This is a genomic window from Alkalihalobacillus deserti, assembly GCF_020734105.1.
In the GTDB taxonomy this organism is placed as follows: domain Bacteria; phylum Bacillota; class Bacilli; order Bacillales; family Bacillaceae_D; genus Halalkalibacter; species Halalkalibacter deserti.
Genome location: NZ_JAJAFR010000001.1, coordinates 22,385 through 48,677, shown reverse-complemented (window position 1 = coordinate 48,677; position 26,293 = coordinate 22,385). Strand labels below are relative to the sequence as shown.

The window sequence follows — 26,293 nt, the reverse complement described above, 5'->3', positions numbered from 1 at the left end:
TCCTCCTAAGTTATTGTTTAATGCTAACGGCTAATCCATCTCCAACGGGCAATATTCTTGTATCATAATCCTCATGATTCATTAACCATTGATTATAGCCATTTATCTTTTCTGCGATTTTGCGTAACCGTTTATTATCTATGCTCTTGTCTGCTACAAGCCCACGAAAAAGTACATTATCAGAGTAAATCACACCACCAGTTTTGACGAATCTTCCGTATAAATCAAAGAAACGTTGGTATTGGCCTTTGGCAGCATCAATAAATAATACATCAAAAAGGGGTGCTGATTCAAGTATTTCAGCTAAATCAAGTGCATCACCGAGCTTGACCTCGATTCGTTCCGTAAGATTTAAAGCTGTGATATTCTTAATCGCCTCGTCGTAACGTACTTCATCTCGCTCAATTGTCAAAACCTTTACATCAGGCAGAGCTTGCGCCATCCTTATCGCTGAGTAGCCAATAGCTGTACCAATTTCTAAAATTCGCTTTGGACTGTGTAATTTCAACAGTTGTAACAGACTTTCCATTCCTACTAAATCCATAATCGGAACTTGATGCTGCTCTGCATAAACTTCCATTTTTTCAATCTGTTCACATCGTGGTGGTACGAGAGACTTTAAATAGCTTTCAACTTGCTCATTAATCATTGTTCCACTCCATTCATGCTTTCATTACATAGAAAAGAGGGCGTGCCTTCACACATCCCCCTCACTCATTAATCGCCTTGTTTTTCCTCTGCTGCTTGTCCTTCAACCCATTCATCTCGATACTGTTGATGAACTTTACTATGTTCTTCTAATGTTTCGGTATAAATCACATCTCCACCATATCGTGCATAAAAGAAAAGGGCAGAGGTCTCTTCAGGGTTTAATGCTGCCTTTATAGAGTCCTTCCCTGGGTTTGCAATCGGGCCAACCGGAATCCCTGCATACATATACGTATTATAAGGAGAATCAATCTTTAACATTTCATATGTTGTCATATAACTATGTTCCCAATGAGCGTAAGAAACAGTCGGATCAACTTGTAACTTCATTTCAAGCTCTAGACGATTGTGAAGAACACCAGATATTTTATATCGGTCTTCTGATTTTTGCGCTTCTCTTTCAATAATCGACGCGAGCGTCAAAATTTCGTGGACGGTATATTCACTTTGCTCCACTTCAGAAGCAAACTCATCCAACACGGACTGTGTACTCTTAAGCATTTCCTCAATGATTGTTTCAATTGTAGGTTGTTTCTCGATAAAATCATAACGAGCAGGAAATATATACCCCTCTAACGCATAATGTAATTCATCATTTAAAATTTCATCTGTCAACATCGGATATTGATTAATTAAGCTTTCGATATAATCTTTGTCAGTCAAAACATCCATTACTTCTTCTTCAGAATGATCTGTTTCTTCAGCAATAATTTTTGCTACATCAATTAGCCATCTGCCTTCAGGGACAGTAAACACTAACTCTGGCTCTTGAAGAACTCTTCCTTCTTTCAAGGCATCGATCAAATCATCCATGGTCATATCTGTTGCAAGGTTATATTCGCCGGCTTGAAAACCTGACTCATTCTTATAACGGACATAATAGCGAAATATAGTCCCATTGCGAACTAATCCCTCCGACTCAAGAATCGTTCCTATTTGATTAGCCGTTGAACCTATTGGAATCGTCACCTGAATTTCCTCAGGATTACTCGCGTTAACAGGTCCTAACGTATTCTTAAAATAAAAATAAGCACTAATAAATATAATGATACCTAGAACTACTAAGCCAATCAAACTAAAAAAAACTATTTTCCTCACTATTCTAGCCTGAGAAACTCGTTCTTCATACAACTCATTTCGTGGTTTTTCGTTGGAATCAGACATCATTCTCCTCCTTCCACCGTCTTATTATACTACAATTCTACAAAAGTTAAAGAAAAAAACCAATTCCCTGGTCTTGGGAATTGGTTTTTTTGAAGTTACCCCGTTTTTGGGTAACCAGGTTTTTCCATTACTCTTCATCACCTTCCGGTTGAAATGTATTCAACATTTCTTCAACCATTTCCCACTCTTCATCAGTCTCTACAGGGAATAAAGCAATATCATCTTCTTCGCCTTCACGGTCCTCATAACGAAAAGCAAAAACTTCTACTTCCTCGTCATCTTCCTCATCTTCATCATCTTCATCAGCACCAACTGGAGTCACTAAAAGATAAGATTTGTTGGTTGCATCTACATGAAATCTGAATAATTCATCAAAAAGATGCTCATCCCCATTTTCATCAGGAATTACAATACGTTCTTTTTCTTGTTCTGTCATTTTCTTGCACCTCTTTGTAATAATTTGGGGTAACACAGGATGTGCAATGGCTATGCGTCTTCTCTAAGAAAACCACTTAGGGAAGATGTAAGAACCTTGCAACGGCTTCGAACTCACTGATTAGAGAAATTATAAAGGGTAAAAATCAACCTTTTTATTATTCTCTTTAGTTTCCTTTGTAGTCTAGATAGCCTTGTAAAATCAGAACGGCGGCCATCTTATCGATGACTTGCTTTCTTTTCTTCCGACTAACATCAGCGGAAATGAGCATCCGTTCTGCTGCAACGGTTGTTAAACGTTCATCCCACATCTTTATAGTGCACGATACGTACTCACTTAATGTATCCGCAAATAACTGACTTCTTTCACCACTCGGTCCAATTGAACCATTCATGTTTTTAGGTAAACCGATCACGATTGTATCAACACCATGTTCTTCGACAATAGTCTTAATTGCTTGAAAATCTTTTTCAGGATTTTCCTCGATTCGTCTTAATGTCGATAAGCCTTGTGCTGTCCATCCAAGTTCATCACTTAAAGCCATTCCAACTGTCTTCGTACCAACATCTAATCCAAGTGCTCTCATTCATTCTCCTTACGGTGCTGTGATAAATAGGATTTCACTAACTCTTCAATTAGTTCATCACGTTCTAGCTTACGAATGAGAGTACGTGCATCCTTATGACGTGGGATGTACGCCGGATCTCCTGAAAGCAAGTAGCCAACAATCTGGTTAATGGGGTTATAACCTTTCTCCTCTAGTGATTCATAGACAGAGAAAAGCACCTCTTGGACATCAACATCAACCGTTTCATCATGAAAATTAAATTGCATCGTTTTGTCCATAGAGCTCATCACAAACACCTCTTTCATTCATTGCTTTGGGCTAAAAATATGATCTTTACCCAAGGGCTTGTCTACTTTTTATTGTACACCATAAAACCCCAATTAGGAAATCGTATTAACATATTCTTCTACAAAAGCCAGTGCACCTTCTAGCTCAGCTGGATTTTTCCCTCCAGCTTGCGCCATGTCTGGGCGGCCACCTCCGCCTCCGCCACAACGCGTTGCCACTTCCTTAACAATTTTACCAGCATGATAACCTTTTGAATTAAGGTCTTTTGTCACTCCTGCTACAATATTAACTTTATCACCTGAGACTGCACCTAAAACAATAATACCCGATGAAAGGTCTTGCTTTAATTTGTCAACGATCCCTCGTAAGCCATCCATATCTGCGGCATCTACTTTTTTAGAAAGAACCGTCACTCCATTAACCGTTACAGCTTCATTCACAAGGTTTCCAGCTTCCATATTACCCAATTTAGCTGTTAATGATTCATTATCACGCTGTAATTCACGAATTTGTTGTTGAGTTGCTTCAATCCTAGCAGGTACATCCTGCACACGTTTCACTTTTAAACTTGATGCAACATCTTTCAACAATTGGATTTGAGCATTCATGTGTTCATAGGCATCTTTTCCAGTCACCGCCTCAATACGACGAATACCAGCCCCAATACCTGATTCTGAAACAAGTTTGAACAGCCCTATTTCAGCGGTATTACGAACATGGCAACCACCACAAAGCTCTAAACTATAGTCACCAACTTTAACTACACGAACAGTTTCTCCATATTTCTCGCCAAATAAAGCCATTGCACCCATTTCTTTAGCTTCAGCTAAATTTTTCAAAGAAATATCAACTTTAAGAGCGTTCCAGATTTGTTCATTAACGATATCTTCTACCTGTGTAATTTCTTCTGCTGTTACTTGCCCAAAATGAGAGAAGTCAAAGCGGAGACGATCTTCCGATACAAGAGAACCAGCTTGATTAACATGAGTACCAAGAACATCTTTTAAAGCTTGGTGTAAAAGGTGAGTCGCCGTATGATTTTTCACAATCGATACACGCTCTGTTTCTTCAACCACACAAGTAACAGCTGCACCTTTTTCAAGAACACCTTCTTTAATCAAAATCGTATGAAGATGTTGTCCGTTTGGTGCTTTAATAACTTCAGTAACTTCTGCAAACACTTTTTCACCTTGAATGATTCCCGTGTCGGCAACTTGACCGCCACTCTCCGCATAAAATGGTGTTTCATTTAAAATAATTTGTGCTGTGTTTCCTGCAGACACAGAATCTCTAACCTCTTTTTCAGCTATAATAATTTCAACCTTGGCATCAACCTTCAAGTGGTCATAACCAACAAATTTACTCGCTGTCGTAATTTGACCAAGGATCTCATCTTGCACTTGCATCGATCCTGATTCTTGACGTGCAGAACGAGCACGTTCACGTTGGCCTTCCATTTCACGCTCAAAGCCTTGACGATCGATTTCTAGTCCTTTTTCCTGGACATATTCTTCTGTTAGATCAACAGGGAACCCATACGTATCGTATAAACGGAATACATCAGCACCATCAATCGTTGACTTTCCTGATGCAACAGCGTCCTCAAGTACCTTTCCAAGAATCGCTAATCCCTCATTTAATGTTTCATGGAATCGCTCTTCTTCATTTTTTAATACTTTTTGAACAAATTCAGTTTTAGCCTTTACTTCTGGATAGAAATCAACCATGATCTCTCCAACAACTGGTACTAGTTGAAACATAAAAGGACGATGAATGTTGATTAATTTTGCGTAACGAACAGCTCGACGAAGCAAGCGTCTTAAAACATATCCTCTTCCTTCATTGGATGGAAGAGCTCCATCTGTTACTGCAAAAGCAACCGTCCTCACATGATCAGCAATGACTTTAAAAGCTACATCAATTTCTTGATTCTGCCCGTACTTAACTCCGGAAATCTCTTCTGTTGCTTGAATAATCGGTAAGAATAAATCTGTTTCAAAGTTCGTTGGAACATCTTGAATAACTGAAACCATGCGTTCTAAACCCATCCCTGTATCAATGTTTTTCTTTGGTAACGGAGTATATGTACCATCAGGATTATGGTTAAATTGCGAAAATACTAAGTTCCATACTTCTAAATAACGATCGTTTTCACCACCTGGATAAAGTTCTGGATCATTCTCATCATTCCCATAACTAGGACCACGATCATAAAAAATCTCTGTATTAGGGCCACTTGGACCTTCACCAATATCCCAAAAGTTCCCCTCTAATCTAATGATTCGCTCTTCTGGTATGCCAATTTTTCCCTTCCAATAATCATAAGCCTCATCATCTTCAGGGTGAACCGTGACAGATAACTTGTCTCCTTCAAAACCAATCCATTTGTCACTCGTTAAAAATTCCCAAGCCCACTCAATGGCTTCTTCTTTAAAGTAATCCCCAATTGAGAAATTACCCAACATTTCAAAAAATGTATGATGGCGTGCAGTCTTCCCGACATTCTCGATATCGTTGGTGCGAATAGATTTTTGGGCATTCGTAATTCTTGGATTTTCAGGTATGACACGTCCATCAAAATATTTCTTAAGTGTTGCTACCCCGCTATTAATCCATAATAACGTTGGATCTTCATGAGGAACAAGTGAAGCACTTGGTTCAATATCATGTCCTTTTTCCTTAAAGAAATCTAAATACATTTGACGAACTTGTGCAGACGTATGTTTTTTCAATTTAGTCATCTCCTTGTTTATGTAATAAATCGTGTAAACACTTACTTAAAAACAAAAAAAACTCCCTATCCCAATAAAGGGACGAGAGTTATGATCACGCGGTACCACCCTAATTATAGACATTTTAAGTCTATCACTTAATGCCTTAACGCGGCGAACGTCAGAGATTATCTGCACTCAGGAGTAGCTTTCTGAAACTCTTCGTTTAATATACCTCTCAGCCAATGGGTATATCTCTCTTGAAACGGGCTGCTTCATACTTCTTCCTTCAACGTTTTCTAACTTGTCTATTTGCACTTATATTATAGAAATAGAGAAAGCGATTGTCAATCTTTCATAAAATGAAGTCGAATATGCAAGAGGGTAACCTTACCAATAGCTAATATAGGTATAGCTATTAACATCCCAATAAACCCACCCACTTCAACTCCAACAAGAAGAGCTAAAATAATGAGGGCCGGATGAAGATGTAACGTCTTCCCAACAATCAATGGTGAGAGAATATTCCCTTCTATTTGTTGAATAACAAATATTAAAATGATCGTAAACATCCCCAGTTGCCAAGATTGTAAAAAGGCTATCACCACTGCTGGAACTGCTCCTATAAAAGGGCCGAAATAAGGTATTAAATCCATGATTCCCATAAAAAAACCTAAAACAATTGGATATGGTACACCTACTACCCATAAACCAATTGTTGAAATGATAAAGACAGATAATGAGACCAGTAATTGTCCACGGATATAACTCCCAAACGTATAGTCAACGTCTTTAATGTATCGTTTGAGTGCACTTCTCCATTTTCTTGGAGTAAGATACCATGTTGATTTCTGAATGAGGTCATGATCTTTTAGAAAAAAGAACACTAGAAACGGAATAACAATAAAGGAAAATACAGATTTCACTAGAAATAAAGCGACTGCTTCTACTTGATCAAAGACATTCTGACCAACCTTTTCTAGCTGGACGCTCCATTCCTGGGATTGTTGTTGCAATGGCCCAGGTAAATTATCAAGTTGCTGTTGAATACGCGCTGTTTCTCTTTCTAACTGGCTAATTTGTTCTGGTATCGTTTCAAATGCATGCTGTATTTGTTTGATAAAAGCTGGTAAGCCAATTATTAAAAGAAAGGTAAATAAAAATAAAATAATAAAAAAAACGAGTAAAACAGCCAGTCCTCTTGATAAGCCTACATCATGTAATTTCTCAACTAAAGGGTGTAGTAAATAGGTTAGGATAACAGCAATTCCCACAGGTAAAAGCAATGCTTTAAAGACATTAGCCAATGGCAATAATAATGGTAGTAGTTGGAAAGTCAAGTAAATGATCAATAGAGACAGTAAACTCAGGATTAGTCTATACATCCATTTTTGCTGTATTTCCTTGTTCATCCTGTACACCCCCAACTATTATTGTGTTCATACGCCATTTATTCATTCAAAAAAAGAGAGACCCTTTTCCATCGGCTATATTTTGCAACAAGCCAACTTTAAAGAATCACTCTTTTTTCAAACGACTGCAGACCTAATAAGCAGTTACATTCCAACTTGAAGGTCCTGATCTTCAAATAAATCATCCAATGAGCTTAACGAGCCATCTTCCTCTACTTGATGCATCGAAAGTCTGCCTTTTAATAAACTCATTTCAACAAAACAATTCCAGCAATAATATTGGTTCGTACCAATTTTTCCGATATCTTTACTCTGGCAATTAGGACAACGCATGATTATAAGGCTCCCTTCTATTCCGTTAGGATGGCACGTCCCCCAGCGATCGTCAGCTTTGCATTGCTTTTGACGACACTACGTCCTTCAACTAGGTCTGCTACCAACCCTTCCGTCACTTCATACCCTATAATCGTTCCCATTTCTTCCTGAAAGTATACGTCCTCGAGAAGACCTAATTTTTCCCCTTCAGCCGTGAGTATTGCGGTACCATGAAGACGTCTCTTTCCAGTCTTTAAAGGAAAGGCCTTTTTTTCATTATCGGTAATCGGTTTTAAAACATGGGAGTCAGAAATCATCACTCCGTCTGTTCCGATAGCCTCAATAGACGTAACAGGTAAAAACTGATGTTTTGTAAACCATCCTTTAGGGGTAATAAGAAAGCCTATCACAGACCCATCCTGATAAAGGAGATCTTGAACATGTCCATATTCGTTTCCATTAGATAAGGAAATAATCGGTAAACCTTCGACTGTTGAAAAAGTACGCAAAGCAATCGCCACCTTTCCGAACAGTTTTAGTTTGTGGCAATTATTCATCTGTTATGTTGGTTAGCTTTTTCCACTGTTAAACTTTGCAACTTTGACTGTAACATTGAATTTCTTATTAATTCTTCTTTTTGCGTAATAGCCGATTGAATTGCTTTAAGATCTCCACACAACAATAAGAATTGCTTTGCACGTGTAAACCCTGTATATAATAAGTTGCGTCTAAGCATCCTTCCATAGTTTCTTACAACAGGCATAACAACAATTGGAAATTCGCTTCCTTGAGCTTTATGAATCGAACAACAATAGGCATGCGTGATTTGATTCAGATCTTTTTTTAAATAAACGACTTCAATTCCATCAAAAGAAATAACCAATTGATCTTGTTTTTCTTGGTTTTCTTTTGCATAAAAGATCGCAACAATTTCTCCACGATCACCATTGTATACATTCTCATCGGGATTATTGACTAACTGTAAAACCATGTCTCCAGTTCGAAATGCCACATCTCCAAAGCTCAATTCTCGCCTTTGTTCTGTCTTTGGATTAAATAAATTTTGAAGCATCCTATTTAGTTCAATAATTCCAGCACTGCCTTTGTACATAGGAGCTAAAACTTGAATGTCTTTTGCCGTATATCCCTTTTTCATAGCATTTTCACAAATTTGCGCAACAACCTGTTGAACGTGATCCATTTGACAAGGAAAGAACCGGCGATCCTTTTGAGGTTCCGGTAAATTAACAGGCACCGACCCTTGCTTCATGGCATGAGCTAACTCAATAATAGATGACCCTTCAGCTTGTCGATAAATATCAATTAAAGGAACGGTTGGAATAACCGTTGAATCAAGAAAATCACGTAGCACCTGCCCTGGTCCAACGGATGGCAGTTGATCCTGATCTCCTACTAGAACGACTTGCATCCCTTTTGGCACAGATTTTAATAATTGGTTCATTAGCCAGATGTCCACCATTGAGCTCTCATCAACAATTAAGAGCTCTCCTTCAAGAGGTTCATGATCTCCTTTTTCAAAACCTCCGTTACCTCCTTTCCAACCAAGAAGGCGATGAATGGTTGTTGCAGGAAGCTCGGTAGCCTCACTCATCCGCTTTGCAGCTCTTCCTGTTGGTGCCACGAGTAAAATTGGAAATGGATTTGTTTTGGTGTATGCTTTTTCGTCCAATGAAATTCCATGTAAACGCGCATATAGTTCAACGATTCCTTTAATAACAGTCGTTTTCCCTGTACCCGGACCTCCCGTTAAAATCATCAAAGGAGAGGATAAAGCCGTTTGGATGGCTTCTTTTTGAGAAGGTGCGTATTCCATTTTAAACTCTTCTTCTAGTTTTCCTAACGTTTTTAAGAATTCTGCCTCTGGGAACTCATCTTTTACTTCCTCACTTAAGAGTCTACGCGCACTTGAAACGATTCCTTTTTCAGCAAAATAAAGGGATTTAATATATACTCGCGTTTCTTCTAGATGAATCACATCTTCTTCATGCATCAACTCAATTTGTTGTTCCACTTCTTGATCAGTTATTTTAATTTCATATGATGAAAGCAAGGAAACAACATGAGGAATAAGGGTATGCCTCTCAAGAAACACATGTCCATCCTGAAGACAAAGTTCCTGAATCAAGAAAAGACACCCTGCACGAATCCGGTCTGGATGATTCCCAGTAATACCAATAGCAGCTCCTAATAAATCCGCTTTTCTAAAACCTATTCCCTCAACATCGGCAATTAATTGGTAAGGGTTCGTCTGTATAATGTCAATCGCTTGTAATCCATAAGCTTGATAGACTTTCATGGATAACTCTACACCGAACCCATGCTTCGATAACGTCATTAGAACTTGTTCAACGCCTTGTTGATCAATAAGTTGTTCATACAAAGCATCAGCTTTTTCTTTTGGTAATTTAGGTACTACATCTAACACAGATCGACTTTCAACAATGCGTGTAATGGCACGTTCACCCAAGACTTCTACAATCGATTCAGCTGTTTTAGCTCCTATGCCAGGAAATCGATCACTAGATAAGTATTGAATGATTCCATGTTTTGTTTGAGGTAAATCTCTTCTAAATTGTTCGACTTGATATTGAACACCAAATTTAGGGTGAGCAATTATTTGACCAAAAAACAAAAAGGTCTCCTCTTGTTCTAATTTAGGTAGAACACCGACAACTGTTAATTTCTTCTCTTTTAAGTCTTCATTCGTTTGTTGTACACGAATGAGGGCAACCGTATAAAAGTTTTCCTCATTCCGAAAAACAATATGAATGACATTTCCTTTTATAAAACCTCGCTCAATGCTTTGTTCTTCTTCAGGCAAAATTGATTCTTCATTCACATGTCATCATCCTTACTTGATGGCTTGTTCGATTGTTTTCTTTCCATTTGCTGCTAATGCATGATCTGGTTGAATAATGAGAGCTTGATCAAAAGCTGATAAAGCATCTTCTGCACGCTCATTATAAGCGTAAGCTACACCTAAATTAAAGTAAGCATCCGCATGTTGATCGTTCAATTTTATAACCTTTTCAAACTCATTTATAGCCTCATCAATTTTTTCTAATTGTGCTAAGCATAATCCATATTGAAAACGACCGTCAATGTCTTTTGGCTGAAGTTCTACCGTTCTTTTAAAAGAAGCTAAAGCATGTGGTAATGCACCTAGTTGATAATAGCTCATCCCTAACATAAAATGGACATCCGTTTCATCTAATTTTTCAATTAGAGCTTTCTTAAACATCTTTGTCGCTTCTTCAAATTGATCTTGTTTATAATAAATCGTTCCCGCTCCGTAGTAAGCAGTAGCCGCATGGTCATCAAGCTCAATTGCCTTATCAAAGAAAGTTAAAGCCCGTTCAAAGTCTCCCAATACACCCAGTAAGTTGCCGAAATTGATGAAACCAGTTGGATCTTTAGGATTCTCCTCAATCGCATCATTAAACATTTTTGCCGCTTCTTCATACTTTTGCTCATTCATATATGCAATACCTTTTTCATTAGACATATATGTCCCTCGCTTTCAATTACTATTTTCAAAACCGTACCCAAATTCTTGATGACTGAAAAAAGAAAATGCCTATCAATTAGGCATTTTCCCACTTCTTAATAACATGATCAATCGTCCCGCCACCAAGACAAACTTCACCTTCATATAGAACAACAGCCTGTCCAGGAGTTACAGCCCGTTGTCGTTCATGAAACAAAACTCTTAGCGTTTCATTCTCTCCAGGATAAACGGTTACCCTTTGATCGTCTTGTCGATATCGAAACTTAGCTGTGCAAGTAAATTCTTTTTCTGTCGGTATTTCCCCAATCCAGTTCATTCCGATCGCATCTAAACCTTCCGAGTATAACCCTTCATGATGGAACCCCTGTCCGACATGTAACACATTTCGTTCTAGGTCTTTTCCAATTACAAACCAAGGTTCACCAGCTCCGCCAATTCCAAGACCCTGTCGTTGACCAAGTGTGTAATACATCAGACCATCATGCTGACCTTTTACTTCCCCTTCTAATGTTTCCATGTCACCAGGTTGAGCCGGCAAAAATTCACTTAAAAATTCTTTGAAATTCCGCTCACCGATAAAACAAATTCCAGTACTATCTTTTTTCTTAGCCGTCGCCAGATCTGCTTTTAAAGCAATTTCACGTACTTCTTTTTTAGGGATATTCCCAATTGGAAACATTGTTTTAGATAATTGTTTTTGCGAAAGTGCATTTAAAAAGTATGTTTGATCTTTATTATCATCCACGCCTCGAAGTAAAACAAATTCTCCGTCTTTCTCTTCCACGCGTGCATAATGACCTGTAGCGACATAATCAGCACCGAGAGTCATAGCGTGATTTAAGAAAGCTTTAAATTTAATTTCCTTATTACACATCACATCAGGGTTTGGCGTACGTCCAGACTTATATTCTTCTAAGAAATAGGTGAACACCTTATCCCAATATTGCTTTTCAAAATTCACGGCATAATACGGAATACCAATTTGATTACAAACACGAACTACATCTTCATAATCTTCAGTTGCTGTACAGAAACCATTTTCATCGGTGTCATCCCAATTTTTCATAAAGATTCCAATCACATCATAGCCTTGTTCTTTAAGAAGTAAGGCTGTTACGGAAGAGTCTACCCCTCCGGACATTCCAACTACGACTCTTGTTTCTTCAGGTCGCTTATTCACATTCATCCACCACCTATGTCTTCTAGCTGATAAATTCACTTTGTTGCCTGAGCCGTTTTACGATTAAAGCTGATTCTTTAGCAACACGTTCAATCTGTTCAACTGTATTACCTAATCCAAAACTAAAACGAATTGCTGATTGGATTCGTTCGCTTGATTCACCAAACATTGCTACGAGTACATGTGAAGGCTCAATCGAACCTGCTGTACAAGCAGAACCGCTTGATGCGGCAATCCCTGCTAAATCTAGATTCATCAAGAGCGATTCGATATTCACACCTGGAAAACTGACATTTATGATGTGCGGCAGCCGCTCATGTTGATGTCCATTAATAGAATACAGGACCTCTTCTTTTGACCATGTATCGATTAAGATCCGTGCAAACTGCTGATACAGCTCTTGCCTTTCATTAATAGACTCAGCGGCAATCTTCAATGCTTTAGCAAAGCCGACAATGGCTGCCACATTCTCTGTACCTGCTCTTCGCTTCCTTTCTTGCTCACCACCAAAAAGAACGGGTCTTAATTTGATCGTCTCTCGAATATATAAAAGACCAATTCCCTTTGGACCATTAATTTTATGAGCAGAGACAGAAAGCATATCTATCGGTAACTCGTTTAATTGTAAATCGACTACGCCACATGCTTGTACTGCATCTGTGTGAAATACAGCTTGATGATCTTTTAAAAGCTCACCAACTTCTTTAATAGGTTGAATCGTTCCCACTTCATTATTACCAAACATTAGCGTAACAAGAATAGTATCATCCCTTAAAGCTGTTTGTACATCATTTAGCTTGACTCTTCCTGTTTCATCGACCGGTAAATAGGTTACTTCAAAGCCTCGTTTTTCTAGTTCTTGGCAGGCGTGTAACACAGCATGATGTTCAATTTCTGAAGTAATAATATGATTCCCTAATTTTTCATGCTCAAGCGCGTAACCTATTATCGCCATGTTATCTGCTTCCGTTCCACCGCTTGTAAACACAAGGGTTTGCTCTGAAACATGGAGCTTTCGAGCGATTGTCGCACGTGCTTGACCTACCGCTTGCCTCGCTTGTCTGCCAATCTGATGGATACTTGAAGGATTGCCAAAGTACGTATGAAAATATGGAAGCATTGCTTCTACTACATCTGAATGAAGTGGAGATGTTGCGGCGTGGTCGACATAAACTACTTCCACGTAAGTTCACCTTCTTTAGTAAGAATATCTATTCTAGTTGTTTCAAAAAGGTTAAGACCGTACCTTTTTAAAAGAATTTAGCTTTTTCAAAGAGGGCAATGGCTTCTCTCGCTGCGCGCCTGTTATGAGAAACCCACTCATAACAGGCTTAAAACCTTGCAACGGTTCCGCTCATTGCTTCGAGTTACCACAAAAAGGTTAAGACCGTACCTTTTTGTGGTAACTCTCAAATATAAAACATATAATATTCTTGGTCGCCTGAGTCTTCGTAGGTTGCTAGGTCTTCGAGTGTTGTGTTGTCTAGTACATCCTTGACAGCATCGCGGATTTTTATCCATAAGTTACGTTTTGCTGGCTCTTCATCATCCATTACTTCAACTGGACTAATTGGACCCTCGAGAACTCGAATAATATCGCCTGCAGTTATATCTTTTGCTTCTTTTGCAAGCATATAGCCACCATAGGCACCACGAACACTTTTAACAAGCGTCGCATTTCGAAGAGGAGCGATCAATTGTTCTAAGTAATGCTCCGATAGATCATATTCCTTTGCAATTGATTTTAATGAGATAGGACCTTCACCAACTTGTTTAGCTAACGCCATCATGATAGTAAGTCCGTAACGACCCTTTGTTGATATCTTCATCCTTGTTCCCTCTTTCCATAATTAACTCAAATATTCGCTGACACAGTGGCAATGTAACCCCTACAATAGAGCCGATCCCAAAACAAAATAACACGGTCCCAATAAAAACCGTCCCCCCCATCAACCATCCAAGGATGAGCACAGCCACTTCCATTAGTACTCGAACATATTGCACTTTCCAACCTGTTTTCTCTTGTAGTGCCAACATTAAACTGTCACGTGGACCAGCTCCACATCTAGGTGCTATATAAATACCAATGCCTAAACCGATGATTAAAATTCCAAATCCAAGCATTAAGTACTGAAGAATCATGTTGGTAGGTGTTGATAGGAGCCATAAAAAAAGATCTATATAAATCCCAAGAAACAGCATATTTAGGAAAGCCCCTATTTGTGGCCAAGACTTTGTTAACAAAGCTGTTATCCCTAAAACAAGCGCCCCCATAATGATCGACCACGATCCAACCGTTAAGCCAAATTGAATACTTAACCCTAGATGAAGCACATCCCATGGAGCACCCCCTAATTCTGCTCGTATCATCATGGCAATCCCCAGAGCCATCACCATCAACCCAAACATAAACGCACCCCAACGAATGAGAAATGTACGCTTGTTTTTATCATAATTAATTCTCTCCAAGGGAAATCCCTTCTCTCTACTAAGTCTTTGCCATTATAGCATGAAAATCAAGCAATTTGGTTATAAGACAGGGAAAATTCCGATGTGAAAATAGGGTTATAAATAACCCGCACTAAAACATCAGTAACAGAAATTGATTCGAAGACAAATGAGTACTATCCGAATTGTATTAGGGTAAAAAAACTTACTCGTTCCAATTTATTACTTTTGCACCGAGGAGGTTAGTTGGCATTTAGTTATTCATCCATTACACTAATAACAGCAAGTATGATGGAGGCTATAAAAATGAAAAAAACACCGCTCGCATTTCGCATGCGTCCTAAGAAAATAGAGAATATTATTGGCCAACAACATTTAATTGGGGAAGGGAAACTTTTAAAAAGGATGGTTGATGCTGAACAATTATCATCTATGATCTTATATGGACCACCAGGAATCGGAAAAACGTCCATCGCAAGTGCCATTTCAGGATCCACTGGAACCCCATCAAAAATGCTAAATGCTGTTGTTAATAATAAAAAAGATATGGAAATTGCTGTTGAAGAAGCAAAAATGTACGGACAACTTATCTTAATTCTTGACGAAGTCCATCGATTAGACAAAGGCAAACAAGACTTTTTATTGCCCTATCTTGAAAATGGTCTTCTTATCCTAATTGGAGCCACAACGGCCAACCCTTTTCATTCTATTAATCCAGCAATTCGCAGCCGCTGTCAAATATTTGAACTCGAACCATTGACTGTTTCAGATATCGAGCTCGCTTTGAATCGTGCATTGCGTGATGAAACTAATGGATATGGAAAAGAAAAAATTACTGTTGAGGAAGAGGCTCTTAAACATTTAGCTTTAGCATGTGGTGGAGATGTCCGCTCTGCACTCAATGGTTTAGAGTTAGCCATTTTATCAACTTTTCCAAATGAAAAAGGTGAAAAATTGATTTCACTGGCTACAGCGGAATCTTGTATTCAAAAGAAAAGCTTTCAACATGATAAGGATGGCGATGCACACTATGACGTTCTTTCTGCATTCCAAAAATCGATTAGAGGGAGCGACGTGAATGCAGCACTTCATTACCTTGCCAGATTAATTGAAGCAGGGGATTTAATTAGCATTCATAGACGATTGCTCGTAATTGCCTATGAAGATATTGGTCTTGCAAGCCCTCAAGCAGGTTCTAGAACTTTATCAGCAATTGAATCTGCAGAACGTCTTGGATTACCAGAAGCCCGTATTCCGCTCGCAAATGCTGTAATTGAGCTGTGTCTGTCACCTAAATCGAATTCTGCTTATAAAGCTCTTGATGCCGCTTTGGCAGACATTCGCAATGGTAAAATAGGGGTAATTCCGAAACATTTAAAAGATGCTCATTACCAAGGTTCGGCTCAACTTGGTCGAGGAATTGACTATAAATATCCTCATGATTTTGAGCATGGATGGGTTAAACAACAATACCTTCCTGACGCCCTAAAAAATAACTCGTATTATCAACCAAAACGTACAGGGAAATTTGAAACAACATTGGCCGATGTGTATGAACGACTTCAAAAAAGCAATAAATAGATAACAATCTGTCATTCACCTTCTTTGAAATGTTTAATGGATTCAATTTTTTCATTCTCTCAATTAATTATATGAACCGATATATTTATAGATTAAATTAATTTCAGTAGTCGAAGCACTATTTCATAAGCAGTATTAATTACTTTCATCTTTTTCTATCAGCCTTGTATAAATGTTGTTTTTTCTGGTTAGAATTTGTATCAACTAGTTAACAACACTATTTAGGAGATGATAAGAATGAAAGTAAGACAAGATGCATGGTCACATGAAGATGATGTTTTGTTAGCAGAAACTGTCCTTAAACATATTAAAGAAGGAAGCACGCAACTTCGTGCATTTGATGAAGTAGGAGACGAGCTAAACAGGACCTCTGCTGCTTGCGGATTTAGATGGAACGCAGTTGTTCGTAACCGCTATATGAAACATATTGCTGAAGCGAAAAAAGAACGTAAAGAGAGAAAAAGAGCCGCCTCTTTCTCTTATTATCCGCAAATGAGGCCGATGTGGACACCACAACCTACTATGGAGCACATGACACAATCACTAGATAGCGAGATGTCATTGGAATCTGTCGTTCAATACTTACAGACAATGATTCATTCAAACACGCAATCACCTGCTTTAGAACGCGAAAACGAAAAACTAATGAAAGAAAACCGGGATCTACAATTACGTAACCAAGAACTAGAGCGGGAATTAAAGAAAATCAAGCAAGATAATAGTATCATTGAAGAGGATTATCAATCTCTTATTCAGATCATGAACAGAGCTAGAAGAATGGCTATTTTAGAAGATGAAGAATCTCTGTCTACTGCTGCATTCAAAATGGACAAGAATGGAAATTTGGAGAAACTGGCTAAATAAAATACTTTGTAGAGAGTTCAGGTAAAATGTGCCGTTTTTATACGTACAATTCACATCTTATCCTAGCCGAGAATTGGTCATCCCATCTCTCGGCTAATAGCATTTGATCGCTAATTCGGTAATAACAAAATCGAATTCTTTAAAAGGTCTTTAGTTTGCGTTTATTTACATAACAGTAATAAAGAAGAGGAGCAAATCTATACGATTTCTACGTCTCCATTTTCTACGCTATTTAGGATTTCCTCCTAGGTTTAGAACCGCTTAACATGCGTCTGCTTCTTCTATTTGCCTTCAACAATAATATAACAAGTTCTTACTGGCCCGTGGACTCCTACAACTAAATTCATTTCAATATCAGCACTGTTACTTGGTTCAGATATAAAGTTCACACAAGAAGGAAACCGATTGCAACTAAAAGCGGTGCTATTATCGCAGCAGGAGTACCCCAACCAGAAGCCCCTTCAATAAATGAACCAAATAGCTAGCAAATAATAATGGCTTGAACACGACGGTCAGGTGATATATCTATGAAATCTTGACGTATCGTTCGAATAGCACCACTTTCTTTCAATGCATTTAATAACAGAATTGCATCAAAAACGATTAATAGTACTTCTAAAGCTGTAGTAATCCCCTTTATACTAGCAGCCGCTATCTGATTACCTGGTACCTCCCACACAAAAAGTGAGACAAGCACTGTTATCAGAAAAGACAATGGCATCGCTCTTTTAGCAGGCCACTTTAATAAAACTAAAAACAGAAAAACTGCTAAAATTGGAACCAATGCTAAAAGTGCTAATGTTCCTAAATTCATCATTACTCCCCTAAATGTACATAGATCAGATGGCCTATTAAAAGTGCTTTCATTATAGGGGAAGTTCAAGAATTATTCAATAATCTCCAAAAAATTGATATTTATTACAAAGGTATTTGTATGAACATACAAAATAAAAGAGGTAGTTTCTTACTTGATCCTCGATTATTTTATCTTTATTTTTATCTTTATTTTTATTTTTGTTTTCATATAACTATTTAAAAGTGGACTTATTTATAGTGCCATTAAAGTATGAGGACTATTACTCTATTTTTATTACTACCGTTTCAACATTTCTTTTGTCTATTGCTTACAATCATTTCTTAGGACATTGCACAACCAACAAATTTCGGGGGTGTAAGCAAAAACTCATTCTTAGTAGTGAGAATGAGCTTTCTAGTTAAATAAAATATTACCGGGAGGAACGGCTTTAGGTACTATAAAATTTTCAGTTCTCTTTTATTAATAGACCACAACCTATTAGCTCCTTTCCGTTCCGTAATGGCTAAATGATCAAGTAATTCTAAAAATGGAACTACGTATTTCCGAGAAACAGTTAAGACATCCTTCGCTTCTTTTAATGTGAATTCACCTTTCGTCTTATCAATTAATTTGTGCAGGTTATATTCGAACACCTTACTATGTATGGTGTACTTTTCATCTAGATAATAAGTGATTCCTTTACTTTGTAAAAAGAATTTCAAATCATCATGCATCTCTTTAGGAATTCCCTCTTTTGACACCAATTCTTCCCATGGATCGACATTTAATCCTTGTCCCTTTAATTTTTTTAATAAATTCTCAATCCGATTTCTCCACTTTTCAGGATAATTCGGTTCAAATCCAACGCCTGTGAGAAATTGCTCTTTTCTTTCTAGTTTTTTTTCTTTAATGAGTTGGTCAATCATAATCTCTGCTGTCTTTTGAGGTACATAAGCTTTTAAGGATTGGATGATTTCAGCTTTATTTTTACCGATTCTCATCGGAAATTTCAAATGATATTCCTGTAAATCTAGTTGGACAATATTAGTTATTTCATTGTATATCTCCGAAATCATGAAATATCCTTCAATAACTTGAATAACATCCCCTTGCTCTAATAATACCTGAATGCTTTCAATTACTGTCTCCTCAATTAAAGTTGTTTCTTGGACTAGTTGTTTGATCGACATTAATTTATGCTCTTTCAATGTATCTAAAATTCGATCACTCGAGGTCCCCTCTTTCTTCCGAACTAGCATCCTCACTGTCTCTTCTCCGAATTTGTAGCGTTTTCCAAAGGAGTCAATTACAGTTCCACCCCCAATGATTTCCGGAGGTGTAGGTCTACGTAAAATGAAATGATCTCCTCTTTTTGTTACAATCGGTTCATTGAGTCGAACTTGGCAAAGTATTTCCTCGTCTTCTTCTAACTGATTGCGATCAAAAAAGACAATCGTCCCAAATACTTGAGCTGTTCCAATATGTACTTTTACTAAAGAACGCTGTTTAATTGATAGTTTTAACGTTTTAACTGTCTGAAGTGAAATATCAATTGTATCTGTTCTTGAAAAATGATTGGGTGAAACTAATACATCTCCTCGACTTATCATATCTTTAGATAACCCACCCAAGTTAAGTGCCACTCTCTGTCCTGCATGTGCCTCTTTTTTTGCTTGATGGTGGACTTGCATTTGTCTTACCCTTACCTTTTCACCCTGTGGTAAAATTTCTAGGACATCTCCTTCTCTTACAGTACCTTCATAAGCTGTTCCACGGACAACAGTACCTTGGCCATGCACGGTAAAAACTTGATCAATAGGTAAACGAAATGCCCCCTGGTAATAACACCCCCGACCAGGTATATCTACTAGCTCAATTTGAATTTTATTTTTTAATTCATCAATACCTTTACCGGAAATACTATCTACAAATGCTAACGGTGCCTGTTCTAAAAAAGAACCTTCTACATGTACCTTAATATCTTCCTGTACTAATTCTATAAATTCTTCTTCAACGCGATCAATCTTTGTTATGACAATAAGTCCCCGTTTAATTCCTAAAAATGATAAAACTTCAATGTGTTCTTTTGTTTGAGGCATAATTCCTTCATCTGCTGCAACAATAAGTAGCACCATATCAATTCCTGCGACACCAGCAATCATTTGTCGAATAAACCGTTCATGCCCCGGCACATCAATAATAGAAACTTCAAATTCAGCATTTATCTTTAATGGAGCGTAACCAAGTTCAATTGAAATATTACGTTCCTTCTCTTCCTTCAACCGATCTGTCTCAATATTGGTTAATGCTTTTGTTAGAGCTGTTTTTCCATGATCAATATGCCCAGCCATACCAATTGTATAAAATCTATCTTTCATAAAATCACCACATTTCATTTAATCACTAAAAATATTTTGTTATAATGCAATCGTTTACTTGATAAAATAATCACTTTTAGTATATAATAGAATTAATTAAACCATGGGGTTGGTTGGGGAACTGGTGTCCCCCGGGGTCTTCAAAACCTTTTGGGAGGCGCGTGCCGTCTTCGGTGGGTTCGATTCCCACACAATCCCGCCATTAAACTATCAAACTTAATTTCCTCTCAAAACCTCTTGAATGTTTCTTTTCTCTTTCTTCAAACTTTTAGATCAATCACCACTCACTTAAAAATTCATTATCTCCTTTTAATCCATTCTAATCAAAGTAAGTACGAATTTATCCATGCACACTAACGAATTCTCTTTTGTTGTTGATATCTTCTGCCAAATATTTCTTTAAAATTTCCCTACTTCCTCTTGAAAAGATTGTATTGTTACAGATGATGCAGTCGCATTAAGGGCAACTGCATCAGCCATAACACATCATGAGTACGGGGCGATCCTTAAAATACACTTATGAAGGAATATTATCGTTTTCATCTAGAGCTTATCCACTTCGAAGTTCATATCCTTATTCATATCACTGCTTCGTATTTTGTTCCCTTTTCAACATAACAGCATCTCTATAAAATTGTAGCTTTTGCTTCTTCGATTCCGATCATTGACAAATGCTGTGTTTTCACTTTGATTTCTTGAGGATCAACTTTACGTCTAGCAACACCCGTTCTCATTGCTTCCTCAGCAATAGCAGCGGCCACCGTTGGCGCAACACGCGAATCAAAGGGGGCTGGGATCACATAATCCTCTGATAATTCTTCTACCGAAATAAGAGATGCAATTGCGTAAACTGCTGCAAGCTTCATCTCTTCATTGATTTCAGTAGCCTGCACATCAAGAGCTCCACGAAAAATACCTGGGAAAGCTAAAACGTTATTTACTTGGTTAGGAAAATCAGAACGACCTGTACCGATAACTCTTGCTCCAGCTGCTTTTGCTTCATTAGGCATAATTTCAGGATCTGGATTGGCCATAGCAAAGATTATTGAATCATCATTCATGCATTTAATCATTTCTTGTGTGAGTGCACCAGCAATAGAAACCCCAATAAATACATCTGCACCTTTTAAGGCATCTATCAATGTCCCTTCTATTCTCTCTCTGTTTGTGAATGTTGCCACTTTCTCTTTTGCTTCATTCATTCCATAAGGGCGTCCTTCATAAATTACACCTTTTGAATCGCACATAATGATGTGTTTCACACCAATTCGGTGCAATAAATTTATATTTGCAATACCAGCAGCACCTGCTCCATTAACTACAACTTTTATATCAAAAATAGATTTATTGACCAATTTTAATGCATTTAATAACCCAGCAATGGTTACAATAGCTGTACCGTGCTGATCATCATGGAATACAGGAATATTCATTTCTTTTTTGAGACGCTCTTCAATAATAAAACAATTGGGAGCAGCAATATCTTCTAGATTAATACCACCAAAGTTTGGTTCAATTAACTTAACGGTTTCTACAATTTTATCTATGTCTGTTGTATTCAAAGCTAGAGGAAATGCATCTACACCGGCAAAACTTTTAAATAATACGGCTTTTCCCTCCATAACCGGTAAAGAGGCTTCTGCACCAATGTTACCGAGTCCAAGTACAGCTGTTCCATCCGTTACAACAGCCACCATATTGCCTTTCATCGTATATTCATATACACGTTCTTTATCTTCTTTAATTTTTCTACAAGGCTCTGCTACCCCTGGTGAATAAACTAAACTTAAATCCTCAGCGTTCCTTACCGTTACTTTTGGAACTGTTTCAAGCTTTCCTTGGTTTAGGCGATGAATTTGCAAAGCTTCCTCTTTAAAGTCGGTCACTGTATACACTCTCCTTTTTATTACACTATTAACTCTTTTTTATTTCTTCACTACAAATTACATCCGAAAAAGCATTTTCTAGTTTTGAAGTGCAATTCACTTCTGTAACCGTAATCGAGTACCATCAATCTTCTTATGGCTTAGCTATGATAAATCCTAAGAGTAATCTTACTTGTATGAAAAAGTCCCTTTCAGAAGGAAGGGACTTTCACTCTCTTTTATCTATGGTACTAACCTCTCCACTCCAGTTTTACCCATACTACTAAATCAACTAATTAAAAACTTCTCTCTAGCACTTTCCATCGCCTTGCAAATCTGATCTCTATCAAGTGATAGCTCCATTAGACCAACTTGATCTTGATAAACATCTTCTGGAATAGCTACCTTTATTTCATCTTCCAAAATATGATAAACAGCTAACCCTAATGCAACACCCGCTAACGGTCCTGCATAGGTTGGATCACCAACCGTAACCGTTTCGGCGAAAATATCTGCACTATCTTCGTCTGGTGAACCTAGAATCACAATGACATTCTCATTTCCGAATTTTTCTGCTGCTTTCTTCAATTCTTCTTGAACCACCTGGTCCATTGCACCTGCAGCCGTTCAAACAAAGCACTGAGTATCTTTATAAATAACTTCCGCTCCTACAGCTTTCACACACTCTTCAATCGCTGGGGCTGGCACACCATCTCTTTCTCCTAGTACAAATACTTTTTTGCTTGTTAAATCCATCCTTATCATCCTTTCAATTTAAAGTACGTGTTCAAAAAGGTAAAAAAGACTTTCTTTTTGACTAACCTCTTAAAAGATCATCAAAGATTTTCTTTGATTAAATTTTCGATATCATCTTTTGTAATGTCTCCACCTGAAATTCTATTTACTTCTTCTCCATTTTTAAACACTAGAAAAGCAGGTAACCCCATCACTCGACGATCAATACAAACTCTTCTATTTTCTACACTATTTAATTTAACAATCTTAACTTGCTCCCCATAACTTTCAGAGAGTTGTTCGACATCCGGCATCAATTTAAGACACGGCTGACAACTTGGGCCCCAAAAGTCCACAATTACAGGCTTATCAGATTGAAGAACTTCGTCATTAAAATTTTCCTTATTTACAGCAATCATCTTATTCAACCCCTTTATTTTTTTCAATTAAGAATGACATCCCATCAGAAAGCGTAGTCATTTTCCCTAAGAAAAGACTTCCTTTCCCAATAAACATCGCATTTTCAATTTCTCCATTCATGATCATTTCTCTAGCATGACCTATGAATGGAATGGCAGATGCGATATGACCTTGAGTTGGCGAAAAGCCTAACATGCCGTGTTTATCTTCAAATGTATCCATTTCTGAGCGATCCATTTCTTTTCGAAGAACGGCCATGCCTGCAAGTGTACGGTAATTCCCTCTCGGAACGTTTCCATTTCCATTAGGTTCTGTTACGTCTGGATTATGAAGTTCAACAGCAAATTTATCAATATCGGTAATCTTTTTACCGATTCTTTCAAGCGGATTTACAACTAATGTTTGATAGATCGCTTGAGCCGAAGACCCCGCCGAAATATCATGTTTCCCAAACGCGTCTAGACGTATTTTCGGACTTTTTCCATCATCTTGACCAACTAAAATAGCAATTGCCCCCATTTGATCCTCTGTAATAGGCATATCCTTAGAGAGGTTCCCAGCAAACTTCATTCCTAATTTACCTAAACACCCTCCACCAATCACTAACACCTCTTTATGAATGCCAGATTGAACAAGACCTGCAGCCACACTCATAGCATGTGCTGGTGCACAACAGAATGACTTCACATCAGATCCAGATGCATTAATACATCCTGCATGTTCAGCAATCGATTTTGCCATGTTCCCCCCACCACGTTGATAACGATCTCCAACTGCTTCCTCGTCACAACCGATTACATAATCAATTTGCTCTGGAGTCACATCAAAAGATTTTAGCGCATGACGCATGGCAACAACTCCAGATGCTTTATTACTGAGATTTTCTAGTAAAATATGTGCTGATAAAAATTTATCTTCATCATGCCCTGCTTCAATCACACCAATCAATTGATCTTTTTTTACGTGAAGAGGTAACGCATTACCTTTTAATAGCTTTTCTTCAATTTCTTCGATTCCAACACCGCTTCCTAATTTTTCAATATCCTCATCCGTTATTAGGGGGTGATGGTTAAGTCGAGTTTTCACTTGATTCAGAAAATCACTTTCTAAAGTGATTAAATTATAAAGGTCTGATATTTTAAGCCAACCATAAAACTCATCTTCAGGAAGGATCTCACCATAAGGACTAAAACGATCTGCTTGATGAATTCTTGTATTTGTCCAAGGTCTTTCATATTCTTTTAATTGTTCTGGCCTCATGTTTCCGATAAATACTTGGTTAGGTGGATAAGCGACTGCGTCTTCAAAACTACGCAACCCATTTAATATTTTCCCTAGTACTTCTGGATCTTTTTCAATTTCTCTAACTGGCTTAGATCCATGACGGACTAAGCTCGGGGTATGAGTAATTACAAAAGATGCTCCTTTAATAACTGGTGCGTTCATGTTACACCTCCAAATTCATTTCTTTTAATTCTTCTTGTAAGTTTTCTACATAATGTTGTGCAGATAATGCTGCGATACTGCCGTCACCTGTTGCGGTAATCACTTGACGAAGCATTTTTTCATTAACATCTCCAGCAGAAAGAATTCCCTTGACTTTGGTCTTCATGTCTTCATCGACTTCAATATAGCCATTTTCATTAGTTACTCCTAAATTCTTTACACTATCCGTAATCGGATCCATACCGATATAGATAAATACACCGCTACACGGAAATTCTCTGACTTCTCCTGTATTCCTATCTTTTATTAGGACACCTGTCACTAGACCATCTCCAAGAACTTCTTCTACAGTATGATTCCAAATGAAATCAATTTTTTCATTATCAAATGCTCGTTTTTGAATAATTCTTTGAGCACGTAGTTCATCACGACGGTGGATAATGGTTACTTTTGTGGCAAATCTTGTTAAAAAGATAGCCTCCTCAACAGCAGAGTCACCACCACCTACAACGACTAACTCTTGGTCTTCAAAAAATGCCCCATCACAAACCGCACAATAGGAAACTCCAAAACCAGACAATTCTTTTTCTCCCGGTACTCCCATTGATCGGTGTTGGGCACCAGTTGCTATAATGACTGATTTTGTTTTATATTCTTTGTCATCCACGATCACGGTTTTAAACGGGTGACCATCTTTTACTTCTTTAATTTCTCCACGGATATAATCAGCACCGAACTTCTTTGAATGTTCGAACATTTTAGTTGATAATTCTGGACCTAATATGGTTTCAAAACCTGGATAGTTTTCAATGTCTTCTGTTTTTGTCATTTGTCCACCAGGTTGCCCCTTTTCAATCATTAGAGTCTCCATCTTTGCCCGAGAAGTATAGACAGCAGCCGTCATTCCAGCTGGACCAGCCCCTGCAATGATGACATCATACACTTTTTCAGTACTCATAAAATCCTCCCCTATTTCAAAAATTTTTCTCTAGCATTTTTCATCGTCGTGCAAATTAGGTCTCTATCAAGTGATAGCTCCATTAGACCAACTTGTTCCTGGTAGACCTCTTCAGGAATGTCTTGTTTAACTTCATCTTCCAAAATGTGATATACCGATAAACCTAACGCAACACCCGCTAACGGCCCTGCATAGGTTGGATCACCAACCGTAACCGTTTCAGCAAAAATATCTGCACTATCTTCGTCTGGTGAACCCAAAATGACAATGACATTCTCATTTCCGTATTTTTCTGCTGCTTTCTTTAATTCTTCTTGAACCACCTGGTCCATTGCACCTGCAGCCGTTCAAACAAAGCACTGAGTATCTTTGTAAATAACTTCCGCTCCAATAGCTTTCACACACTCTTCAATGGCTGGTGCTGGTACACCATCTCTTTCTCCTAAAACAAATACCTTTTTATTTGCTAACATTTTTCTTCCTCCCTTTAA

The 26,293-nt window shown here is 37.9% G+C and carries 24 protein-coding genes, 1 tRNA gene, 2 pseudogenes and 1 other annotated feature; of the genes and pseudogenes, 3 read left to right on the top strand and 24 right to left on the bottom strand.

Annotated features, from left to right (window positions below; genetic code table 11):
* Window positions 1-10: 10 nt before the first annotated feature.
* The 15 genes from LDX58_RS00205 to LDX58_RS00135 all read right to left on the bottom strand — a co-directional run bounded on the left by LDX58_RS00205 (window position 11) and on the right by LDX58_RS00135 (window position 14,780).
* Window positions 11-649: an O-methyltransferase gene (locus LDX58_RS00205; protein WP_227934858.1), complete on the bottom strand. Its 639-nt coding sequence runs from the start codon at window positions 647-649 to the stop codon at window positions 11-13.
* Between the two features lie 68 nt (window positions 650-717).
* Window positions 718-1,872, bottom strand: coding sequence for an endolytic transglycosylase MltG (gene mltG / locus LDX58_RS00200; RefSeq protein ID WP_227934857.1), 1,155 nt, complete (start codon window positions 1,870-1,872; stop codon window positions 718-720).
* 127 nt (window positions 1,873-1,999) lie between these two features.
* Window positions 2,000-2,308, bottom strand: coding sequence for a DUF1292 domain-containing protein (locus tag LDX58_RS00195; RefSeq protein WP_227934856.1), 309 nt, complete (start codon window positions 2,306-2,308; stop codon window positions 2,000-2,002).
* Between the two features lie 166 nt (window positions 2,309-2,474).
* Complete coding sequence (gene ruvX, locus LDX58_RS00190) at window positions 2,475-2,894, bottom strand: Holliday junction resolvase RuvX (RefSeq protein ID WP_227934855.1); 420 nt, start codon at window positions 2,892-2,894, stop codon at window positions 2,475-2,477.
* Window positions 2,891-3,163 carry an IreB family regulatory phosphoprotein gene (locus tag LDX58_RS00185; RefSeq protein ID WP_227934854.1) on the bottom strand — a complete coding sequence of 91 codons (273 nt, stop codon included), beginning with the start codon at window positions 3,161-3,163 and terminating at the stop codon, window positions 2,891-2,893. Before LDX58_RS00185 ends, ruvX begins: the two co-directional genes overlap by 4 nt.
* A gap of 93 nt (window positions 3,164-3,256) precedes the next feature.
* Window positions 3,257-5,896 carry an alanine--tRNA ligase gene (alaS, locus tag LDX58_RS00180; RefSeq protein ID WP_227934853.1) on the bottom strand — a complete coding sequence of 880 codons (2,640 nt, stop codon included), beginning with the start codon at window positions 5,894-5,896 and terminating at the stop codon, window positions 3,257-3,259.
* A 74-nt stretch (window positions 5,897-5,970) separates the two neighbouring features.
* Window positions 5,971-6,177 (bottom strand) — a binding site (T-box leader).
* Window positions 6,178-6,222: 45 nt separating this feature from the next.
* Entirely contained in the window at window positions 6,223-7,287 is a 1,065-nt protein-coding gene (locus LDX58_RS00175; RefSeq protein ID WP_227934852.1) for an AI-2E family transporter, read from the bottom strand.
* A 144-nt stretch (window positions 7,288-7,431) separates the two neighbouring features.
* Complete coding sequence (locus LDX58_RS00170) at window positions 7,432-7,620, bottom strand: YrzR-like zinc ribbon domain (protein WP_227934851.1); 189 nt, start codon at window positions 7,618-7,620, stop codon at window positions 7,432-7,434.
* 17 nt (window positions 7,621-7,637) lie between these two features.
* Window positions 7,638-8,111 carry a PRC-barrel domain-containing protein gene (locus LDX58_RS00165; RefSeq protein ID WP_227934850.1) on the bottom strand — a complete coding sequence of 158 codons (474 nt, stop codon included), beginning with the start codon at window positions 8,109-8,111 and terminating at the stop codon, window positions 7,638-7,640.
* A gap of 44 nt (window positions 8,112-8,155) precedes the next feature.
* The gene (gene recD2, locus LDX58_RS00160; RefSeq protein WP_227934849.1) at window positions 8,156-10,462 is read right to left on the bottom strand and encodes an SF1B family DNA helicase RecD2; all 2,307 of its coding nucleotides are present in this window, start codon (window positions 10,460-10,462) and stop codon (window positions 8,156-8,158) included.
* Between the two features lie 12 nt (window positions 10,463-10,474).
* A complete protein-coding gene (locus tag LDX58_RS00155) occupies window positions 10,475-11,128 on the bottom strand; it encodes a tetratricopeptide repeat protein (RefSeq protein ID WP_227934848.1) in 654 nt (217 codons plus the stop codon).
* A gap of 79 nt (window positions 11,129-11,207) precedes the next feature.
* On the bottom strand, window positions 11,208-12,317 hold the full coding sequence (gene mnmA, locus LDX58_RS00150) for a tRNA 2-thiouridine(34) synthase MnmA (protein ID WP_265416513.1): 1,110 nt from the start codon (window positions 12,315-12,317) through the stop codon (window positions 11,208-11,210).
* 16 nt (window positions 12,318-12,333) lie between these two features.
* Window positions 12,334-13,494 carry a cysteine desulfurase family protein gene (locus tag LDX58_RS00145; protein WP_227934846.1) on the bottom strand — a complete coding sequence of 387 codons (1,161 nt, stop codon included), beginning with the start codon at window positions 13,492-13,494 and terminating at the stop codon, window positions 12,334-12,336.
* Between the two features lie 226 nt (window positions 13,495-13,720).
* A complete protein-coding gene (gene cymR / locus LDX58_RS00140) occupies window positions 13,721-14,140 on the bottom strand; it encodes a cysteine metabolism transcriptional regulator CymR (protein ID WP_227934845.1) in 420 nt (139 codons plus the stop codon).
* Window positions 14,085-14,780 (bottom strand): YczE/YyaS/YitT family protein, encoded by a 696-nt coding sequence (locus LDX58_RS00135; RefSeq protein WP_308017400.1) that lies wholly within the window; start codon window positions 14,778-14,780, stop codon window positions 14,085-14,087. The genes cymR and LDX58_RS00135 overlap by 56 nt, the downstream gene beginning before the upstream one ends.
* Window positions 14,781-15,065: 285 nt before the next feature.
* Between LDX58_RS00135 and LDX58_RS00130 the strand changes: the two genes are divergently transcribed.
* Window positions 15,066-16,340 (top strand): replication-associated recombination protein A, encoded by a 1,275-nt coding sequence (locus LDX58_RS00130; protein WP_227934844.1) that lies wholly within the window; start codon window positions 15,066-15,068, stop codon window positions 16,338-16,340.
* Window positions 16,341-16,577: 237 nt separating this feature from the next.
* Window positions 16,578-17,204, top strand: a complete 627-nt coding sequence (locus LDX58_RS00125; protein WP_227934843.1) for an RsfA family transcriptional regulator — start codon at window positions 16,578-16,580, stop codon at window positions 17,202-17,204.
* 281 nt (window positions 17,205-17,485) lie between these two features.
* Here LDX58_RS00125 and LDX58_RS00120 read toward each other — a convergent pair.
* The 3 genes and pseudogenes from LDX58_RS00120 to selB form a co-directional block, all read right to left on the bottom strand.
* A pseudogene (locus LDX58_RS00120) lies at window positions 17,486-17,602 on the bottom strand (LUD domain-containing protein); the annotation flags it as partial.
* Window positions 17,602-18,018 (bottom strand): annotated as a pseudogene (locus LDX58_RS00115) (L-lactate permease); the annotation flags it as partial. The pseudogenes LDX58_RS00115 and LDX58_RS00120, both read right to left, overlap by 1 nt.
* A 437-nt stretch (window positions 18,019-18,455) precedes the next feature.
* Window positions 18,456-20,378: a selenocysteine-specific translation elongation factor gene (gene selB, locus LDX58_RS00110; protein WP_227934842.1), complete on the bottom strand. Its 1,923-nt coding sequence runs from the start codon at window positions 20,376-20,378 to the stop codon at window positions 18,456-18,458.
* A 105-nt stretch (window positions 20,379-20,483) separates the two neighbouring features.
* Between selB and LDX58_RS00105 the strand changes: the two genes are divergently transcribed.
* A tRNA-Sec gene (locus LDX58_RS00105) sits at window positions 20,484-20,580 on the top strand.
* A gap of 424 nt (window positions 20,581-21,004) precedes the next feature.
* On the opposite strand, the gene ystJ is transcribed toward LDX58_RS00105, so the two are convergent.
* The 6 genes from ystJ to grdA (LDX58_RS00075) all read right to left on the bottom strand — a co-directional run bounded on the left by ystJ (window position 21,005) and on the right by grdA (LDX58_RS00075) (window position 26,275).
* Window positions 21,005-22,264, bottom strand: coding sequence for an NADP-dependent malic enzyme (ystJ, locus tag LDX58_RS00100; RefSeq protein ID WP_227934841.1), 1,260 nt, complete (start codon window positions 22,262-22,264; stop codon window positions 21,005-21,007).
* 267 nt (window positions 22,265-22,531) lie between these two features.
* The gene (grdA, locus tag LDX58_RS00095; RefSeq protein ID WP_227934840.1) at window positions 22,532-22,999 is read right to left on the bottom strand and encodes a glycine/sarcosine/betaine reductase complex selenoprotein A; all 468 of its coding nucleotides are present in this window, start codon (window positions 22,997-22,999) and stop codon (window positions 22,532-22,534) included.
* Between the two features lie 80 nt (window positions 23,000-23,079).
* On the bottom strand, window positions 23,080-23,397 hold the full coding sequence (locus LDX58_RS00090; protein ID WP_227934839.1) for a thioredoxin family protein: 318 nt from the start codon (window positions 23,395-23,397) through the stop codon (window positions 23,080-23,082).
* A gap of 1 nt (window position 23,398) precedes the next feature.
* The gene (gene grdC / locus LDX58_RS00085) at window positions 23,399-24,844 is read right to left on the bottom strand and encodes a glycine/sarcosine/betaine reductase complex component C subunit beta (protein ID WP_227934838.1); all 1,446 of its coding nucleotides are present in this window, start codon (window positions 24,842-24,844) and stop codon (window positions 23,399-23,401) included.
* A gap of 1 nt (window position 24,845) precedes the next feature.
* Window positions 24,846-25,802 (bottom strand): thioredoxin-disulfide reductase, encoded by a 957-nt coding sequence (trxB, locus tag LDX58_RS00080; RefSeq protein WP_227934837.1) that lies wholly within the window; start codon window positions 25,800-25,802, stop codon window positions 24,846-24,848.
* Between the two features lie 11 nt (window positions 25,803-25,813).
* Window positions 25,814-26,275, bottom strand: a complete 462-nt coding sequence (gene grdA / locus LDX58_RS00075; protein WP_227934836.1) for a glycine/sarcosine/betaine reductase complex selenoprotein A — start codon at window positions 26,273-26,275, stop codon at window positions 25,814-25,816.
* Window positions 26,276-26,293 lie beyond the last annotated feature (18 nt).

Bases quoted from the DNA above. Each gene is read 5' to 3' on its own strand.
- mnmA (WP_265416513.1), bottom strand. From the start codon at position 12,317: ATGAATGTGAATAAGCGACCTGAAGAAACAAGAGTCGTAGTTGGAATG.
- LDX58_RS00175 (WP_227934852.1), bottom strand. From the start codon at position 7,287: ATGAACAAGGAAATACAGCAAAAATGGATGTATAGACTAATCCTGAGT.
- LDX58_RS00185 (WP_227934854.1), bottom strand. From the start codon at position 3,163: ATGAGCTCTATGGACAAAACGATGCAATTTAATTTTCATGATGAAACG.
- grdC (WP_227934838.1), bottom strand. From the start codon at position 24,844: ATGAACGCACCAGTTATTAAAGGAGCATCTTTTGTAATTACTCATACC.
- LDX58_RS00170 (WP_227934851.1), bottom strand. From the start codon at position 7,620: ATGCGTTGTCCTAATTGCCAGAGTAAAGATATCGGAAAAATTGGTACG.
- LDX58_RS00205 (WP_227934858.1), bottom strand. From the start codon at position 649: ATGATTAATGAGCAAGTTGAAAGCTATTTAAAGTCTCTCGTACCACCA.
- selB (WP_227934842.1), bottom strand. From the start codon at position 20,378: ATGAAAGATAGATTTTATACAATTGGTATGGCTGGGCATATTGATCAT.
- trxB (WP_227934837.1), bottom strand. From the start codon at position 25,802: ATGAGTACTGAAAAAGTGTATGATGTCATCATTGCAGGGGCTGGTCCA.
- LDX58_RS00155 (WP_227934848.1), bottom strand. From the start codon at position 11,128: ATGTCTAATGAAAAAGGTATTGCATATATGAATGAGCAAAAGTATGAA.
- ruvX (WP_227934855.1), bottom strand. From the start codon at position 2,894: ATGAGAGCACTTGGATTAGATGTTGGTACGAAGACAGTTGGAATGGCT.
- LDX58_RS00090 (WP_227934839.1), bottom strand. From the start codon at position 23,397: ATGATTGCTGTAAATAAGGAAAATTTTAATGACGAAGTTCTTCAATCT.
- LDX58_RS00130 (WP_227934844.1), top strand. From the start codon at position 15,066: ATGAAAAAAACACCGCTCGCATTTCGCATGCGTCCTAAGAAAATAGAG.
- mltG (WP_227934857.1), bottom strand. From the start codon at position 1,872: ATGTCTGATTCCAACGAAAAACCACGAAATGAGTTGTATGAAGAACGA.
- LDX58_RS00125 (WP_227934843.1), top strand. From the start codon at position 16,578: ATGAAAGTAAGACAAGATGCATGGTCACATGAAGATGATGTTTTGTTA.
- LDX58_RS00195 (WP_227934856.1), bottom strand. From the start codon at position 2,308: ATGACAGAACAAGAAAAAGAACGTATTGTAATTCCTGATGAAAATGGG.
- cymR (WP_227934845.1), bottom strand. From the start codon at position 14,140: ATGAAGATATCAACAAAGGGTCGTTACGGACTTACTATCATGATGGCG.